The sequence below is a fragment of the Streptomyces diastaticus subsp. diastaticus genome, assembly GCF_011170125.1.
GTDB classification, from domain to species: Bacteria; Actinomycetota; Actinomycetes; order Streptomycetales; family Streptomycetaceae; genus Streptomyces; species Streptomyces diastaticus.
This window is the reverse complement of sequence record NZ_BLLN01000005.1, coordinates 1,052,691-1,067,324: the sequence shown is the minus strand read 5'-3', so window position 1 is coordinate 1,067,324 and position 14,634 is coordinate 1,052,691. Positions and strand designations below refer to the sequence as shown.

Annotated in this window: 13 protein-coding genes; 6 read left to right on the top strand and 7 right to left on the bottom strand. The window is 77.1% G+C overall.

All coding sequences use genetic code 11. The features are described from left to right. Positions 1 to 48: 48 nt before the first annotated feature. From Sdia_RS22205 to lpdA, 4 genes are all read right to left on the bottom strand, one after another. Positions 49 to 270 (bottom strand): hypothetical protein, encoded by a 222-nt coding sequence (locus Sdia_RS22205; protein WP_100453440.1) that lies wholly within the window; start codon positions 268 to 270, stop codon positions 49 to 51. Between the two features lie 185 nt (positions 271 to 455). Continuing rightward, positions 456 to 1,754 carry an MASE1 domain-containing protein gene (locus Sdia_RS22200; RefSeq protein WP_100453441.1) on the bottom strand — a complete coding sequence of 433 codons (1,299 nt, stop codon included), beginning with the start codon at positions 1,752 to 1,754 and terminating at the stop codon, positions 456 to 458. Continuing rightward, positions 1,751 to 2,590 (bottom strand): PP2C family protein-serine/threonine phosphatase, encoded by an 840-nt coding sequence (locus tag Sdia_RS22195; RefSeq protein ID WP_100453442.1) that lies wholly within the window; start codon positions 2,588 to 2,590, stop codon positions 1,751 to 1,753. Before Sdia_RS22195 ends, Sdia_RS22200 begins: the two co-directional genes overlap by 4 nt. 544 nt (positions 2,591 to 3,134) lie before the next feature. Then, entirely contained in the window at positions 3,135 to 4,532 is a 1,398-nt protein-coding gene (gene lpdA, locus Sdia_RS22190) for a dihydrolipoyl dehydrogenase (protein WP_189499848.1), read from the bottom strand. A gap of 187 nt (positions 4,533 to 4,719) precedes the next feature. On the opposite strand from lpdA, the gene Sdia_RS22185 reads away from it, so the two are divergent. Both Sdia_RS22185 and Sdia_RS22180 read left to right on the top strand, forming a co-directional pair. Then, positions 4,720 to 5,172 (top strand): hypothetical protein, encoded by a 453-nt coding sequence (locus Sdia_RS22185; protein WP_189499849.1) that lies wholly within the window; start codon positions 4,720 to 4,722, stop codon positions 5,170 to 5,172. A 102-nt stretch (positions 5,173 to 5,274) separates the two neighbouring features. Beyond that, positions 5,275 to 6,081, top strand: coding sequence for a tyrosine-protein phosphatase (locus tag Sdia_RS22180; protein ID WP_189499850.1), 807 nt, complete (start codon positions 5,275 to 5,277; stop codon positions 6,079 to 6,081). A 10-nt stretch (positions 6,082 to 6,091) separates the two neighbouring features. On the opposite strand, the gene Sdia_RS22175 is transcribed toward Sdia_RS22180, so the two are convergent. Next, positions 6,092 to 6,412, bottom strand: coding sequence for a DUF6343 family protein (locus Sdia_RS22175; protein ID WP_100454288.1), 321 nt, complete (start codon positions 6,410 to 6,412; stop codon positions 6,092 to 6,094). A gap of 213 nt (positions 6,413 to 6,625) precedes the next feature. On the opposite strand from Sdia_RS22175, the gene Sdia_RS22170 reads away from it, so the two are divergent. The 3 genes from Sdia_RS22170 to Sdia_RS22160 all read left to right on the top strand — a co-directional run bounded on the left by Sdia_RS22170 (position 6,626) and on the right by Sdia_RS22160 (position 9,817). Further along, positions 6,626 to 6,946, top strand: a complete 321-nt coding sequence (locus Sdia_RS22170) for a DUF2795 domain-containing protein (protein WP_100453446.1) — start codon at positions 6,626 to 6,628, stop codon at positions 6,944 to 6,946. 1,000 nt (positions 6,947 to 7,946) lie between these two features. Beyond that, entirely contained in the window at positions 7,947 to 9,071 is a 1,125-nt protein-coding gene (gene rsgA, locus Sdia_RS22165) for a ribosome small subunit-dependent GTPase A (protein ID WP_100453447.1), read from the top strand. Positions 9,072 to 9,310: 239 nt separating this feature from the next. Continuing rightward, a complete protein-coding gene (locus Sdia_RS22160) occupies positions 9,311 to 9,817 on the top strand; it encodes a methylated-DNA--[protein]-cysteine S-methyltransferase (RefSeq protein WP_115069168.1) in 507 nt (168 codons plus the stop codon). 28 nt (positions 9,818 to 9,845) lie between these two features. Here Sdia_RS22160 and Sdia_RS22155 read toward each other — a convergent pair whose 3' ends face one another. Together Sdia_RS22155 and Sdia_RS22150 are read right to left on the bottom strand one after the other, a co-directional pair. After that, positions 9,846 to 10,322: a DUF456 domain-containing protein gene (locus Sdia_RS22155; protein ID WP_100453449.1), complete on the bottom strand. Its 477-nt coding sequence runs from the start codon at positions 10,320 to 10,322 to the stop codon at positions 9,846 to 9,848. Between the two features lie 90 nt (positions 10,323 to 10,412). Further along, complete coding sequence (locus tag Sdia_RS22150; RefSeq protein WP_100453450.1) at positions 10,413 to 11,405, bottom strand: helix-turn-helix domain-containing protein; 993 nt, start codon at positions 11,403 to 11,405, stop codon at positions 10,413 to 10,415. Positions 11,406 to 13,639: 2,234 nt separating this feature from the next. On the opposite strand from Sdia_RS22150, the gene Sdia_RS22145 reads away from it, so the two are divergent. Then, positions 13,640 to 14,590, top strand: coding sequence for a protein phosphatase 2C domain-containing protein (locus tag Sdia_RS22145; protein ID WP_308435873.1), 951 nt, complete (start codon positions 13,640 to 13,642; stop codon positions 14,588 to 14,590). Positions 14,591 to 14,634: the final 44 nt, after the last annotated feature.

Genomic DNA, 14,634 nt, shown 5'->3' with positions numbered 1-14,634 from the left:
TCCGCCGCTCCTCCGCGCGGGCGGCGCAGGAGCGGCGGACGGCGGGCGCTACGTGGCGGAGGTGTCGAGTGCGGCCAGGGCCTGGGCCCAGCGCGCGTACTTCAGGCCGGCCAGGTCGGCGACGCTCCGTACGCCGAACGCCTCCTGGAGGAGTTCACCGTCCCGGTCCGAGACGCCCTTCAGCGCGGAGACCGGCGCCGCGAGGATCTCCGGCAGACTCTTCTCCGCCCACGCCTTGTCCAGCACCTTGTCCAGATCGATCGAGGCCACAGGGGTCCTTTCGGGAACGTGCGAATCGGTGATCCGGGCGGCCGCCCCGCGTTCTCTACGCGTATGTGGAAATTAGCGGGGAAGGCCCGCCCTCGGGGACCGACCTGGTGCATCTCGCCAGTCACTGTCCGAAAGTGCTCACCCGGGGCGCAGCGCGGCGGTCCGCGCGCCGGGGGCGGTACCGGTCAGCCGGCGCCCCACCCGGCACCGGGCCGGCCGCCGCCACCGCGCCCGCCCTCCTCCCGCCGGGTCCCCGCTTCCCGGCTCCCCTCCGCCTCCCGGGTCCGTGGGCGGGAGGCGGAGGGAGCCAGCGTGTCGACCACCTCGGCCAGTTCCCGGCAGGCGTCCTCGATGCGTTCGCGGACGTGCCGGCGCTCGGTCACCAGGGAGGAGAGGAGCAGGCCCGTCAAGGCCACCGAGACGTTGAACGCCTGGAGGTTGAGCATGACCTCGCCCATCGTCCGCCCGGCGAACGGCCCCTCCTGGCGGGCGGCCGCCGTCACCGCCAGTACGGAGACGATCAGGGCCGCGGGCGCGCTGCCGGTCAGCTCGAACCGCAGCGCCGCCCAGACCAGCAGCGGGAAGACGAGGAACAGCAGGTCGAGCGGGCTGTAGATGGCCACCAGGGTGAACGCGGCGGTCACCGCGAACAGCCCCGTCAGTTCGACCCAGCCCAGCACGTCGCGCGGCAGCCGGGGGCGGATCAGCACCACCAGCACCGGCACCACGACGAGCACTCCGAGCGCGTCCCCCGCCCACCAGGCGGCCCACACCGGCCAGACGTGGGTCCAGGGGATCTCGCCGGTGGCCAGCAGGGTCCCGGTGCCGACGGCGGCGCTCACCGTCATCCCGCCGAGCGCCCCGAGGAAGACCAGGGCCAGCCCGTCCCGCAGCCGCTCCAGCGAGGGCCGGAACCCGGCCAGCCGCAGCAGGTACCAGGAGAGGAGCGGCGCCAGGGTGTTGCCCACCGCCATCACCACGGAGAACGTGGAGACGGGGCTGATGGTGGAGGTCACCGCGAGCATGCCGAGGGTGATGCCCGGGGCGATGCGGGGTCCGAAGGCGAAGAGCGCGGCGAGGGCGACCCCCGAGGGCAGCCACAGGGGTGTCACGACGGCCCCCTCCACCACCACCTGCCGCAGCAGGCCGAGCCGCCCCGCACCGTAGTACGCCAGGCCGACGGCGAGGATCAGCGTCACCAGCCGCAGCGCCCGCACGGGCGGTTCCGCGGGCCGCCCGCCCCCGCCCGCGCCGGTCCGCCGCAACTGCTCCAGCGAGAGCCCCGCCCGCCACGAACCGGTGCCCTCCGGCGGCGCGCCACCGGGCGGGGCGGACCGTACGGTGACGCCCGAGGGGGCCGCCTCCTCCGGCGGTGCCGGTTCGTGGGCGCCGGGCGGGCCGCCCGCCCCGGGTCCCGCCGGGCCCCGGTCGCGGGGCCGGGCCAGGTGCCACCAGCGGCGCGGGGCGTCGGGGCCGCGGGTCACGGGCGGGAGCCCCCCGGCGGCGTGCCCTCGTGGGCGAGGACCAGGACCGCGGCGTCGTCCAGGTGACCGGTGCGCCCGGCCACGCGCATCACCCGGTCGGCGAGTGAGCCGGGGTCGAGTCCGACGCCCGCGGTCACCAGTTGCGTGACGCGGGCGAGGCCCTCCTCGATGGAGAACGAGGGTCCCTCGACGACGCCGTCGGTCACCAGCACGTACGCCCCCGGGCGGGTCCAGCGGCGGCGGGTGACGGGGTAGCGCTCGCCGGAGAGGATGCCGAGCGGCAGACCGCCCACGTCCTCGGCGACACCGCCCCGGCCTCCCACGGCCGCCCAGACGGCACCGACGTGCCCGGCCCGGGCGCTGTGCAGCTCGTTGGTGGCCGGGTCGAAGCGGAGGAAGGAGCAGGTGGCGAAGAGCGGGCCGTCCACCGAGACCAGCAGGTCGTTGACGCGGCCGAGGATCTCGCCGGGGTCGCTGACGGTGCTGGCCACCGCCCGCAGCGCCATCCGGACCTGTCCCATGAAGGCGGCGGCCTCCACGTCGTGGCCCTGGACGTCGCCGATGGAGAAGCCGAGGGTGCCGTCGCCCAGTTCGAAGCCGTCGTACCAGTCACCGCCGATGTCGAGCCCGTCACGGGCCGGTGCGTACCGGGCGGCCGCCCGCAGTCCCGGGACCTGGGGCAGGCGGGCCGGGAGCATCTCCCGTTGGAGCGCCTCCGCCAGCTCGACCCGGGCCTGCTGCACCTCCACCCGTTCCCGGGCCACCGCGGTGAGCCGCCCGAGCCGGGTCAGCAGGGCGTCCGCGCTCTCCTCGCGCGAGGGGCGTTGCCCGTTCATCGGCCGCTCCCGGGTCCGTCGGGTCGGCCGGGGTCGCGCTGGGGACGCCCGTCCGCGGAAAACCTCGCATCATCCTATTTTGACCGGCTCCGTCCCGCCCGCCGGACGCGCCGGAACGGGCCGCCCGGCGTACCCCGCACGGAGCAGCGCGGGCGACGGGAGGGCCCAGGCCGCACCGCCCAGGCCGTGGTCGAGGGCGTGGAGGGGCCGGCCGCCGGCGACGATGACGTCGAGGGTGCCGCGGAGGGCCGTACCCGGTGCCGGTGAAGTACGTGAGCGGGACACGGCCGGCGTAGGGGCCCTGTCACGGGGCCGGCGCCTTGGCCGGCCCGGCGGCAGCGGCCTCGTCCCGTGCGGACGCGACGGCGGGCGGTTCCCGTGCGCCCCGGTACCGAGGCCCCGGCGGCGTCGGCCGGTCCCGGGTTTCAGCAGGGCGTCGCGGGGCGGGAGGCCGCCGGCCCGGCCGGGATCCCGCCGGCAGGCGCCTGCCCCCGTCCCCGTCCGGCCGGCAGCGGGCCCGGCACGGGGGAGCGCCCGTCCCGCACTACATGTTGATCATGTGGCCGGCCAGGCCGTGCACCGCTTCCTTCACCGCCTCGCCGAGCGTCGGGTGCGCGTGGACGTTGCGCGCCACCTCGTGGACGGTCAGGTCCCACTGCTGGGCCAGCGTCAGTTCCGGCAGGAGTTCGGTGACGTCCGGGCCGATCAGGTGGCCGCCGATCAGCTCCCCGTGCGCGCCGTCACTGATGAGCTTGACGAAGCCGGCGGTGTCGCCGAGGCCGTGGGCCTTGCCGTTGGCCATGAAGGGGAACTTCGCCACCTGGACGTCGTACCCCAGCTCACGGGCCTGCGCCTCCGTGTAGCCGAAGCTGGCGATCTGCGGCTGGCAGTAGGTGGCCCGCGGGATCATCGCGTAGTCCAGCTCCATCGTCTCCGCGTCACCGATGGTCTCGGCCGCGATGACGCCCATCGCCTCGGCGGTGTGGGCCAGCATCAGCTTGGCGGTCACGTCGCCGATGGCGAAGATGTGCGGCACGTTGGTCCGGCAGCGCCCGTCGATCTCGATGGCGCCCCGCTCCGTCAGGGCCACGCCGGTGTTCTCCAGGCCGTACCCGGCCACCCGGGGCTGGAAGCCGATCGCCTGGAGGACCTTGCCGGCCTCCAGCACCCGCTGCTGCCCGTCCTTGCTGACCGTCACCCGCACCTGGGGCCCGGAGTCCGCGATCGACTCCACCCGGGTCGAGGTCAGCACCTCGATGCCGAGCTTCTTGTAGCGGCGTGCCAGTTCCTTGGAGACCTCGACGTCCTCGTTGGGGACCATCCGGTCCAGGAACTCGACGATCGTCACCTTCACGCCGTAGTTGTGCATGACGTAGGCGAACTCCACGCCGATCGCGCCCGCACCGGCGATGACGACCGACTCGGGCAGGTCACGCGTCATGATCTGCTCCTCGTACGTCACCACCCGCTCGCTCAGCTCCGTACCGGGGAGCAGCTTGGTGGTGGCGCCGGCGGCGATGACGCAGTGGTCGAAGGTGACCGTCTGCTCGCTGCCGGGGCCCTCCACCCGCAGCGTGTGGTCGTCGGTGAAGGTGCCCCGGCCGTCCAGCTCCGTGATCTTGTTCTTCTTCATCAGGTAGTGGACGCCCTTGACGCGGCCGTCCGCCACCGTCCGGCTGCGGTCGAAGGCGGGGCCGTACTCGAAGGTGACCTCACCGTCGATCCGGATGCCGAACGTCTTCGCCTCGTTGTTCACCAGATGCGCCAGCTCCGCGTTGCGCAGCAGGGCCTTGGAAGGGATGCAGCCGACGTTCAGACAGACGCCTCCCCAGTACTTCTCCTCGATCACCGCCACCCGCAGCCCGAGCTGCGCGGCCCGGATCGCCGCCACGTACCCGCCGGGGCCAGCGCCCAGCACCACCACGTCGAAGTGTGTACTCATGGGCCCAGCCTCGCGCCTCGCGCCCTCAAAGCAAAACGGAACCCGGCCCACCGCGGGGCGTGTCCGGGCACCACCGGTACGGGGGACTACCGCCCGGCCCGGCCGCTGCCTACGGTGGACCGCGAGCGGGCGGCACGGCCCGCGCCGGCCGCCCTCGGCGGCCGAACGGCCTCAGGGGGAGAAGAACGTGGACGCCGAACTCGCCGCGCTCGCCGCCAGCGGAGCCAGCTCCCTGGTCGGCCTGATGGTCTCCGACGCCTGGTCGGCCACGCGCGAGCGGGTCGCCCGCCTCTTCGCCCGGGGCGGCGACGAGGAACAGGCCGCCGGTGAGCTGACCGCCGCCCGCGCCGAACTGGCCGAGGCCGACCGCAGGGGCGACGCGGAACACCGGGCCGACATCGAGGAGGAGTGGCAGTTGCGGCTGCGCCGCCTGCTGCGCGTCGACCCGGAGGCCGCCGCCGAACTGCGCCGCCTCCTCGACGAGACCGCCCCCGCCCAGGCGCCCGCCCCCACCCTCCAGGTCACCAACACCATCAGCGGCGGCTCCCAGCAGGGCCTGGTCATCCAGGCGGGCCGGATCGGCCGCCTCTCCGCCGGCTCCGGCACTCCGCCCCCGCGGGGCCCGGGCCGCGCCGGCTGACCCCGGGGCACCTCCCGGACGACCTGGCCGTCGCCGCCCCGTCCGGACGTGCCCGCCGCCGCCCGGCGTGCGCGCCCGCCCCGCCCGGCCGACGATGAGCGCATGGAATCCGAGCCGACCGGCCGGGCCGTCGAGGCCGCCACCGTCGCCAACCTGCGCGACCTCGGCGGCATCCCGCTGCCCGGCGCCGGGCAGGGCCGGTCGGTGCGCCCCGGCGCGCTGCTGCGCTCGGCCGACCTCGCGCGCCACGACCCGCACACCGACCCGGTCCTGACGCAACGCGGCGTCCAGGTCGTCTTCGACCTGCGTACCACCGACGAACGCCAGGCCGCCCCCGACGTGCTGCCGCCCGGCGCCCGTCCCTTCGTCGGCGACGTCCTGGGCACCCGGCCGGACGCCGCACCGGCCCGCCTCCACGCGCTCCTCGCCGACCCGGCCGTCGCCGAGCGGGAGCTGGGCGGCGGACGGGCCGAGCGGCTGTTCCAGCAGGAGTACCGGCGGATGGTCCTCTCGCCCGGCGCCTGCTCCGCCTACGCCGCCCTCGTGCAGACCGCCGCCGACGACGGCACCCACCCGCTCCTCTTCCACTGCACGGCGGGCAAGGACCGCACCGGCTGGGGCGCGGCCCTGCTGCTCCTGCTGCTCGGGGCCGACGTTTCGGCCGTACGCCGTGAGTACCTGGCGGTCGGCGCGGCGGTCCGCGCCCAGTACGAGCCGTTCGTCCGCCGGTTCACGGAGCGGGGCGGGGACCCGGAGATCGCGGCCGTCCTCACCGAGGTCCGCCCGGCCTACCTGGAGGCCGCCCTCGACGCGCTCACCGAACGCTGGGGCGACGTGGAGCGGTACGCCCGCGAGGCGCTGCGGGTCGAGGCGGCCCTGGACCGGCTGCGGGCGGAGCTGACGGTCTGACGGGCCGCCGTCAGTCCTGGCGGCGTCGCGCCTCCCGGGCGGCCTCGCGGGCCCGCGAACGCCGCCGGATCACGATGACCAGGTCGACGAGGGCGATCAGGGTGAGGACGCCGAAGACGGCGGCGGTCACGGTGAGCGAGGTGCCGCTCGGGGTGTCGGTCTCGGAGGAGTTCGACGCCCAGATCGACAGCAGCACGGTCACCGCGGCGAACAGCGGCACGGCGACGCTGGAGATCACCAGGCGCAGACCGAGCGCGCTGCGCGCGAGGACGGGTTCTGTTCCGGTACGGCCGCCGGTGGGGCCGGGCTGGCCGGGCGGGTGCTGGGGCACGAGGACCACCTTCCCGTGGACGATGCGCCCGCGGCGCACGGGTGTACGCGTTCGGGCCGTCCTCTCCACGCTAGCCCCGCTGCCCGGCCCCGGCAGAGTCTGGGCGTGCGGGCACCGGCTCCAGGGCGGAGCATGGCTGGTGGCGGGCGTTCGCGCCCACGCCCCGCGTACGGGCGCCCCTACGCGCCCCGGTGACCCCCAGGAGGTGCCCCCATGACCGCGCACACCACGCTCGACGAGATCTTCGAGGCGATCGACGCCGTGGACTTCCCGGCCGGCAAGGAGACGCTGGTGGAGACGGCCAGGCGGGCGGGCGCGTCCGGGGAGGTGGTCGTGGCGCTCCAGGAGATCCCCGCCGAGCAGTACGGGTCCCGCCAGGACATCGCCCGTTCGGTCCGGCTCGACCCCGACTCGGACATGCACCGCACCCCGGGCGAGAAGGGCGCGCAGGCCCGGCAGGGCGGCAAGCCCGGACTGTCGCAGCACCTGCGCGACGCCCCGAAGCCGCCGGTGGACGAGGAACTGGAGCGGTAGCCCCGGGCGTCCTGGGCGCCTGTGGTGCACCACGCATCTCCGGGCAGGCGCCCACCACTTCGCGCCCGAGACCGTCAAGCTCCGCGCGAGCGGCGGCGGCGCGGCCGGCGAGGCCACGGCGGCGTACGCGGCCGCCGTCCACCGGGGACGCCGACGGGACGCTCCTCGATCCCCTGACCGCCGCCGTCGGACCGCTCGACGTCCTGCGGCCGACGGCCGCCGTCACCCGGTGCGTCGTCTTCGCCGCGCACGCCCCCGCCGGTGGCCCCGGCTCCGCGCGTACCCCGCCGGGGGCGCTCCGGCGGAGGCCGGGGTCCTCGGCCACGAGGTGCGCCGCCGCTGCCCGTTCGACCCGTCGGTTCGCGGGCGGGCTCGCCGCCCGCGAACCGCGGTGGCGGGGGCGCGCGACGCGCCGCGCACAGGGTGCTGCTCGGTCTCCACGGGCGCAACCACGACCCGGTGCTCTGGCCGCGCCCCCGCTCCCTCACCCTTCGAGCCCGAGCGGTTCCTCGGCCGCCAGCCCGCCGGGGACGCACTCGGCCCACGGGCGGCGGCGCGGGCGCGGGCCACCGCCGCACGGCGGGAACTCACCCTCGCGTCCTCGCCACCCTCGCCCCCGCACTCGCGAGGCCGGCGCACAGGGTTGGGACCGCGCGCCCCTGGCCGCGTGCGCACGGAGCCCCGCGGCGGGTTTCGCGCGGGGTGCGCGGCTCGGACCGCCGTGCGGACCGGGCGGCGACCTCGGTCCGGAAAAACCTGTGGCCCCCTCAGCCCGCCGCGGGCTACGGTCCTCACAGTTCACGACGGTGGCCGCGCGCCGACGCGCCGTCACTGTCCCACGTCGTACGAACCGGGAGGTGTGACCGATGGCTGTCGAGACCGAGACGGGCTTCGCCCGCACTCAGCGTGCCATTCCCCAGCCCCGCCGCCCCCGGGCGACCGACCGGTAACCACCGGCCCGTACGACGCCCAGGGGGCCGCCCTCCGAAGGGTCTCCCCCTTGCCCCTCCCCGCCTCCTCCGAGGTCCCCGACCGCTCCACCGCCCTCGCCTCGCCGCTCGTCCCCTACGGCTGGGACGACGGCTGGCAGGACGCCTTCCGTCCCTGGGCCGCCCGCGGCCTCGTCCCCGGCCGGGTCATCCGCGTCGACCGCGGCCAGTGCGACGTGGTCACGCCGGACGGCACCGTCCGCGCCGACACCGCGTTCGTGGTGCCCCGCGACCCGATGAAGGTCATCTGCACCGGCGACTGGGCCGCCCTCGACCCCGAGGGCGGCAGCCCGCGCTACGTCCGCGACCACCTGCCGCGCCGTACCGCTCTGGTCCGCTCCGGCTCCTCCAAGCGCTCCGACGCCCAGGTGCTCGCCGCCAACATCGACCGCGCCGTCATCGCCGTCTCCCTCGCCGCCGAACTCGACCTGGCCCGGATCGAACGCTTCACCGCGCTCGCCTGGGAGTCCGGCGCCGAACCCCTGGTCGTCCTCACCAAGGCCGACCTGGTGCCCGACCCGGCCACCCTCGGCCACCTCCTCTCCGACGTCGGGCGGACTGTGCCCGGTGTGACCGTCCTCGCCGTCAGCAGCGCCGACGGCACCGGCCTGGAGCGCCTGGCGGCGCTGGCCGGCTCCGGCACCACCGTGCTGCTCGGCCAGTCCGGGGCGGGCAAGTCCACCCTCGCCAACACCCTGATCGGCCGGGAGGCGATGGAGGTGCGGGCCGTCCGCGACATGGACGGCAAGGGCCGCCACACCACGACCACCCGCAACCTGCTGACGCTGCCGGGCGGCGGCGTCCTCATCGACACCCCCGGACTGCGCGGCGTCGGCCTGTGGGACGCGGGCACCGGCGTGGACCGGGTCTTCGCCGAGATCGAGGAGTACGCCCGGCGGTGCCGCTTCCAGGACTGCGCCCACCACAGCGAGCCGGGCTGCGCCGTCCTCGCCGCCGTCGACGGCGGCGAACTGCCGGCACGGCGCCTGGAGAGTTACCGCAAACTCCAGCGGGAGAACCAGCGCATCGTCGCCAAGACCGACGCCCGCCTCCGCCAGGAGATCCGCCGCGAGTGGCGGATCAGGGGAGCCGAGGCCCGGGCCGCCGCCGACGCCAAGCGCGGTCGTCTCCGCTGACCGATACCCGTGCCGGGCCCGGCGAGAGGCCCGGCACGCGGGGGCCCGGGGCGTCCCGGGCCCCCGGTGCCCGCCGGTCCGCTGTGGCGGCAGGACCGGCGGGCCACCGGCGGAGCCGCCGCGCGCCGCCGCCGGACCGCCATGTCGTATTCCCGCCAGCTCCCGGCCGCCGGGCTCGGCACACTGGGTGGTGCCCGGCCACACCGGCCAGGACACCACCCGCACCGCCAGGAAGAACCATGACCGCGTACTGGACCACCCACCCCGGACCCCTCGGGGACCTCCTCCTCACCTGCGACGCCACCGGCGCCCTCACCTCGCTGACCGTCCCCGGCGCCCCCGGCGCCAAGGGCCTGCCCGCGCCCGGCAGCGTCCGCGACGAGGCGCCCTTCGCCCTGGCCCGCCGCCAGCTCGACGCCTACTTCGCCGGGGACCCCGCCCCGTTCACCCTCCGCCTCGCCACCCCGCCCGCCACCGACTTCCGGCGCCGGGTCTGGGCCGCCCTGGACGAGATCCCGTACGGCACCACCGTGAGCTACGGGCAGCTCGCCGCCCGCATCGGCGTCGGCGGGCCCGCGGTCCGCGCGGTGGGCGGTGCGATCGGAGCCAACCCGCTGCTGATCGTGCGCCCCTGCCACCGGGTCGTCGGTGCCGACGGCTCCCTGACCGGCTACGCCGGGGGAGTGGACCGCAAGACCTGGCTGCTCGGCCTGGAGCGTGCCCGGACCACGACGCCCGCGGGCTGACCCGGGACCCCCGCGTACGCCCCCGGGCTCACCCCCACACCAGCGCGCCCACCCAGGCGGCCGCCACCAGCAGGCAGGCGAAGAGCTCGACCAGGACCCGCCAGCCGCCCCGCCGCAGCACGTCCCGGACCGAGACGGCGGCATCGTCCCACCGGCCCAGCCGCATCCGTTCGGCCACGTACAACCCCACCAGCGCCCCCGGAAGCGCCCCCGCCACCGGCACCACCACGAACCCGGCGAGCGCTCCCCACCCCGCCCACTGGGCCAGCCGCGCCCCCATCGGGTCACCCGAGCGGCCCGGCAACTGCCAGCGCACCGCCTGTGCGACCAGCAGCAGCACGGAGGCGCCCACCAGCACCCACCAGGCCGTCGACGACCTGTCCTGGAGCGCCCACCACAGCGTCGCCGCCCACACCAGCCAGGTGCCCGGCAGGCCCGGCACCAGCACACCCACGACGCCCAGCACCAGCACCACCCCGACCAGCAGCAGCTCCCAGGCATCCATCGACCCAGCCTGTGCGCCCCGCGCCCCGCGCGCAGGCCGGACGGGGCGTCCGGGCGCCCGCCGGCCGGGTGGCCCAGGCGTTCCGTCCGGTCAGCCGCGCGGGCCGCGCGCCACCCAGCCCCGCTCGTAGGCGTGCCAGCCCAGCTGGAGCCGGGTCGTCACCCCCGCCAGCTCCATCAGCCGCTTCACCTTGCGCTGGACGGTGCGGAGCCCCAGGTCCAGCTGTTTGGCCACGCTCACGTCGGTCAGCCCCGCCAGCAGCAGCGACAGGATCTCCAGATCCGTCACGTCCGGGCCGTCCGGCTCCTCCTCGACCGGGCCACCGGCCCCCAGCCGCAACGGCAGCGCGTCCCGCCAGACCGCCTCGAAAAGCCCCGTCAGGGACTCCAGCAACCCGCTGGCGTGCACCACCAGCGCCGCCGGGGCCGCCGCCCCGCGCGAGGTCAGCGGCACCATCGCCAACGAGCCGTCCGCGATCACCAGCTTGGTCGGCACCCGCTCCACCAGCCGCACCCGCTCGTCGCGGCTCATCGCCGCCGCCACCTCACGCAGTCCCTCGGGGCCGGCGATCACCTCCCGCTCCAGCACCACCCGGTACACCACCCCCCGGTCCGCCGCCTGGTCCTCCGCCGCGTTCTCCTGGCCGGTGACCGCCACCGGGGAGCCGGTCACCAGTGCGCAGACCTCCTGCCTGGCCCCGAACTGCATCTGGAGGAAGCGCTGCGAGACCGCCTCCGCACCGGTCACCACCTCCACCAGGTCGTGCACCGCGGGCTCGGCGGCCCGGGCGCGGAACTCCTGCGCCAGCAGCGCCGCGGCCAGTTCGGCCCGGTCCAGCTCGTGCCGGCGCTGCGTCACCAGCGCGCCGAGCGCCACGCCCGGCGGTGCCGCCACCCAGCGGCCGGCCGCCGCCGTCGACCGGGCCGCCAGCCCGTGCTGTTCCAGGCGGCGCAGGACCCGGGCCGCCTCCGCCTCGTCCAGCGCCAGGCGGTGCGCCAGCTCCGGCACTTCCGCCACTCCGACCGCCACCAGTGCGCGGTACGCCGCCTCGTGCCGCTCGTCCAGACCTATCGCCGCGAGCATCGCCGCTCCCCTCCCCGGTCGTTCACCGGCGGGCCACCGGCTGGCGGAAACCAGCCACGGCACAAACCCGCCCCCGCTCATCATCGCCGTACCCCCGGACCGTCTGCCACTGTGTCCGCACCGCGACCCGGCAACCGGCCGGGCCTGCGGCGATTCCTCCTCCCGGTCTCCGTCGCCGGAGCCTCGCGTGCCCGCTCGGAGCCGCGTCACGCTCCCGCCGGACAGGGGGAGGAAAACCGCCGTCCGCCGTCCCGAAGCGCACCTACACCTGGAACGCGCCTAGGCCGGGTCGTGCCGACGCCGCCGGGCGTCCTTCCCGTGGGGGGTGGGGCCGCCCGGCGGTCTTCGGGTCCCGCGGGCGGGCGGCGGCCGAAAATCCCGCCTCTCCCGTTCTCCCGCGCCGCCCGCGGTGGACAATCGAGGACATGAGTCATCAGGGGGACAGGCGCACGGGCACCTCGGCCCAGGAGGACGCCTGGTGGGCCGAGTTGTACGACGACGTCGCCGAGGACGCGGGCCCGGCCCCGGGTGCCGGCGACAGCCTGGACGACCGTTTCGCCTCGGCGGCGGGCACGCTCAGCAGCGTCCCGCCCCAGGCTCCCGCCCCCGGACAGCCGGGAGCCTGGTGGGAACGGCCCGGCGCGGCGGCGCCCACCGGAGCCCGCCCCGGCCCGGTACGCACGGAGCCCGGGGGAGCGGCGTCCCTCCCGCCCCAGGCGCCGGAGGCCCGGGAGGGCTCCGGCCGGCACCCGCGCGGCGACGCGGCCAGGGAGCCGGCGGGCGGGGGCGACCGGGCCGCCGCGGACCGCCCCGACCGGGCCGACGCGGGGTCAGCGACGCCGGACGGCACCGGCGTACCGCGGGCCCCGGACCCGGACACGGACACGGACACGGACACGGCAGGGAGCCCGGACGGCCGCCCGTCGGCCGGGGCACCCTGGTCGGGTACGGGGGACGGAGCGGAACGGGACGGCCCGCGCCGCCCGGAGGCGGGGGCGCGCGGCGCTGGGCGGTCCCCCTCGAAGGGCGCAGCCCGTCCGGCGGCGGCCGACGGCCCCCGCACCGGAGCGAAGGGAGCCGACCGGGGCGGGCGGGGCGGCGGCCTTCGCGGGACGGGGAGTCCCGGCCGGGACGCGGACGCGCCCCCGCAGGCAGGCACCCCCGCCCGCCGGGAGGACGGCCCGCCCCGTGGCGAGGGCGCCCCGGCCGGCCCGGGCAGGGAGCAGGCTCCACCCGGCGAAGGGGAGGCCGAGGAGAGCCCCCCGAACCGTCACGCCGAGGCCCCGCGCTCCGGGCCGGGGGTCTTCGACCAGTTCGCGGACGCCGCTGGACCGGGAGGCCGCCCCACCGGTCCGCCGGAGCGCCCCTCCGCCCCCCGGGCCGTCGCGGAGACCGAAGCCGCCCCCCGAGGTACCGACACCGGACCCGACGCACCGGGGAGCGCGTCAGCCCGCCCCCCGCACACCGGCCCCGAACCAGCCGACGGCCCGCCCCGCCCGCCGCAGGCGCAAGCACCCACCGACGGGCGCGGGACCGGCGAGGGGCCGAGCGCCCAAGGCCGACCCCCGGCCGCCGAGCCGCCCCGGGACCCCGGGCAGGACGCACCGCGCCACCCCGGTCCCGAGCCGGATCCGGCGGCCGGCCGGCCACGGACCTCCCCTGCGCAGCCGCCACCCGGCACCGGGCCGCCCTGGCCCCTCGGCCGGTGGGCCCACCGCAGCTCACCGACGACCCCTGGCGGTGCGGACCGGTCCGGCCCGGTGGCCGGGACGGCGGCGGACGGGACCACCACGAACGGCGTCCCCGAGGCGTCCGCGGGCCACCTCCCGCCGGCCGGCCCGGCCACTGCGCCCGGCCCGAAGGAAGCTCCCGTACCGGCCGGGGACCCGCGGGCCGGCACCGCCCGGCCCCGGCGGACGCCGCCTTTCGACACCTGGAGCGCCTCCGGCGGCGACAGCGGCGAGACCCTGTGGCCGGCCGCCATGAGACCCCCGCACGCCCCGGCCCCCTTCACCGACGGCTGCCCGGACACACCGGCCCCGCCGGCGCCCGGACCCGCCCCTGACGAGGACGCGTCGGCCCCGGTCACAGAGCTGCCGCCCGCGCCGGAACGCCTCCCGCACCGCCGGGACCGCCGCGGGGAACGCGCCGTCGCCCCCGCGCCCGTACCGCCTGCGGGCGGGCCGCGGGTGCCGGGCGGGTCCGGGGCGCCTCCCGGGCCGAGGGCCGGTCTGGTGCCCGAGCCGCCGTACGTGGGCGACGGCCCGCCCACCTATGACGCCGAGCCCGCCGCGCTGCCCGCCGCCGACCCCGATCACCTGGACCACCTGGTGCCCGACACGGTGCTGGACGGCGGCCGCCACGGCTCCCTCACCCTGCGGGCCGTCTCACTGCGCGGCGACTCCGCCCGCTTCCGGGGCGAGCCGCGCCGGGACGCGCTGCTGACCGCCCGCTTCGGCACCGGCCAGGACGCCGTCGTCCTGGTGGCGGCGGCCACCGGAGCCCGCAGCGCCACGGAGGCGCACCGGGCGGCCGCCGAGGCGTGCGGGCGGATCGCCCGGGCCGTCGGCCGCAGCCAGCCCCGCCTGGCGGGCGACCTCCGCGACGGCCGCCGGGCCGCACTCGCCTCCGGGCTGCGACGGCTGACCGACCACGTCCTGGGCAGGCTGCGGGCCCGAGCCGCCGAACTGGGCGTCGGACCGGAGGCGTACACCGCCTCGCTCCGCTGCCTGCTGCTCCCCGCCGACCCGGCGTGCGCCACCCGGGTCTTCTTCGGCGTCGGCGACGGTGGCCTGCACCGGCTGCGCGACGGCACCTGGCAGGACCTGGAGCCGCGGCCCGGCGAACATGGCGACGCGCGGCCTGACGCGGTGGCCGACGCCGGCGGGCGGGCCCCCGTGGACCTGGGCATAGCGGTACCGCCGGGCCCCTGGGAACCGGCGGTCGAACCGGTCCGCGCACCGTTCCGCTTCCGGGCCTCGGTAGGCCGCCCGGGTGACGTGCTGCTGTTGAGCACCGCTGGGCTCGCGGCCCCCCTGCGCGAGGAGCCGGCCTTCGCCGCGCGCCTCGGCGCACGCTGGGGCGAAGGCCCTGCGCCCGGGCTCGACGGCTTCCTCGCCGACGCCCGCCTGCGGGTGGAGGGGTACGCCGACGACCGGACGGCGGCCGCCGTCTGGGAGGCGTGACCGGCCGCCGCGTGACTTGATGGATTCACCGGGTACCCGCTGCG

Coding starts and splice junctions, on each gene's coding strand:
- Sdia_RS22195 (WP_100453442.1), bottom strand. CDS start 2,590: ATGAACGGGCAACGCCCCTCGCGCGAGGAGAGCGCGGACGCCCTGCTG.
- lpdA (WP_189499848.1), bottom strand. CDS start 4,532: ATGAGTACACACTTCGACGTGGTGGTGCTGGGCGCTGGCCCCGGCGGG.
- Sdia_RS22180 (WP_189499850.1), top strand. CDS start 5,275: ATGGAATCCGAGCCGACCGGCCGGGCCGTCGAGGCCGCCACCGTCGCC.
- Sdia_RS22170 (WP_100453446.1), top strand. CDS start 6,626: ATGACCGCGCACACCACGCTCGACGAGATCTTCGAGGCGATCGACGCC.
- Sdia_RS22160 (WP_115069168.1), top strand. CDS start 9,311: ATGACCGCGTACTGGACCACCCACCCCGGACCCCTCGGGGACCTCCTC.
- Sdia_RS22155 (WP_100453449.1), bottom strand. CDS start 10,322: ATGGATGCCTGGGAGCTGCTGCTGGTCGGGGTGGTGCTGGTGCTGGGC.
- Sdia_RS22150 (WP_100453450.1), bottom strand. CDS start 11,405: ATGCTCGCGGCGATAGGTCTGGACGAGCGGCACGAGGCGGCGTACCGC.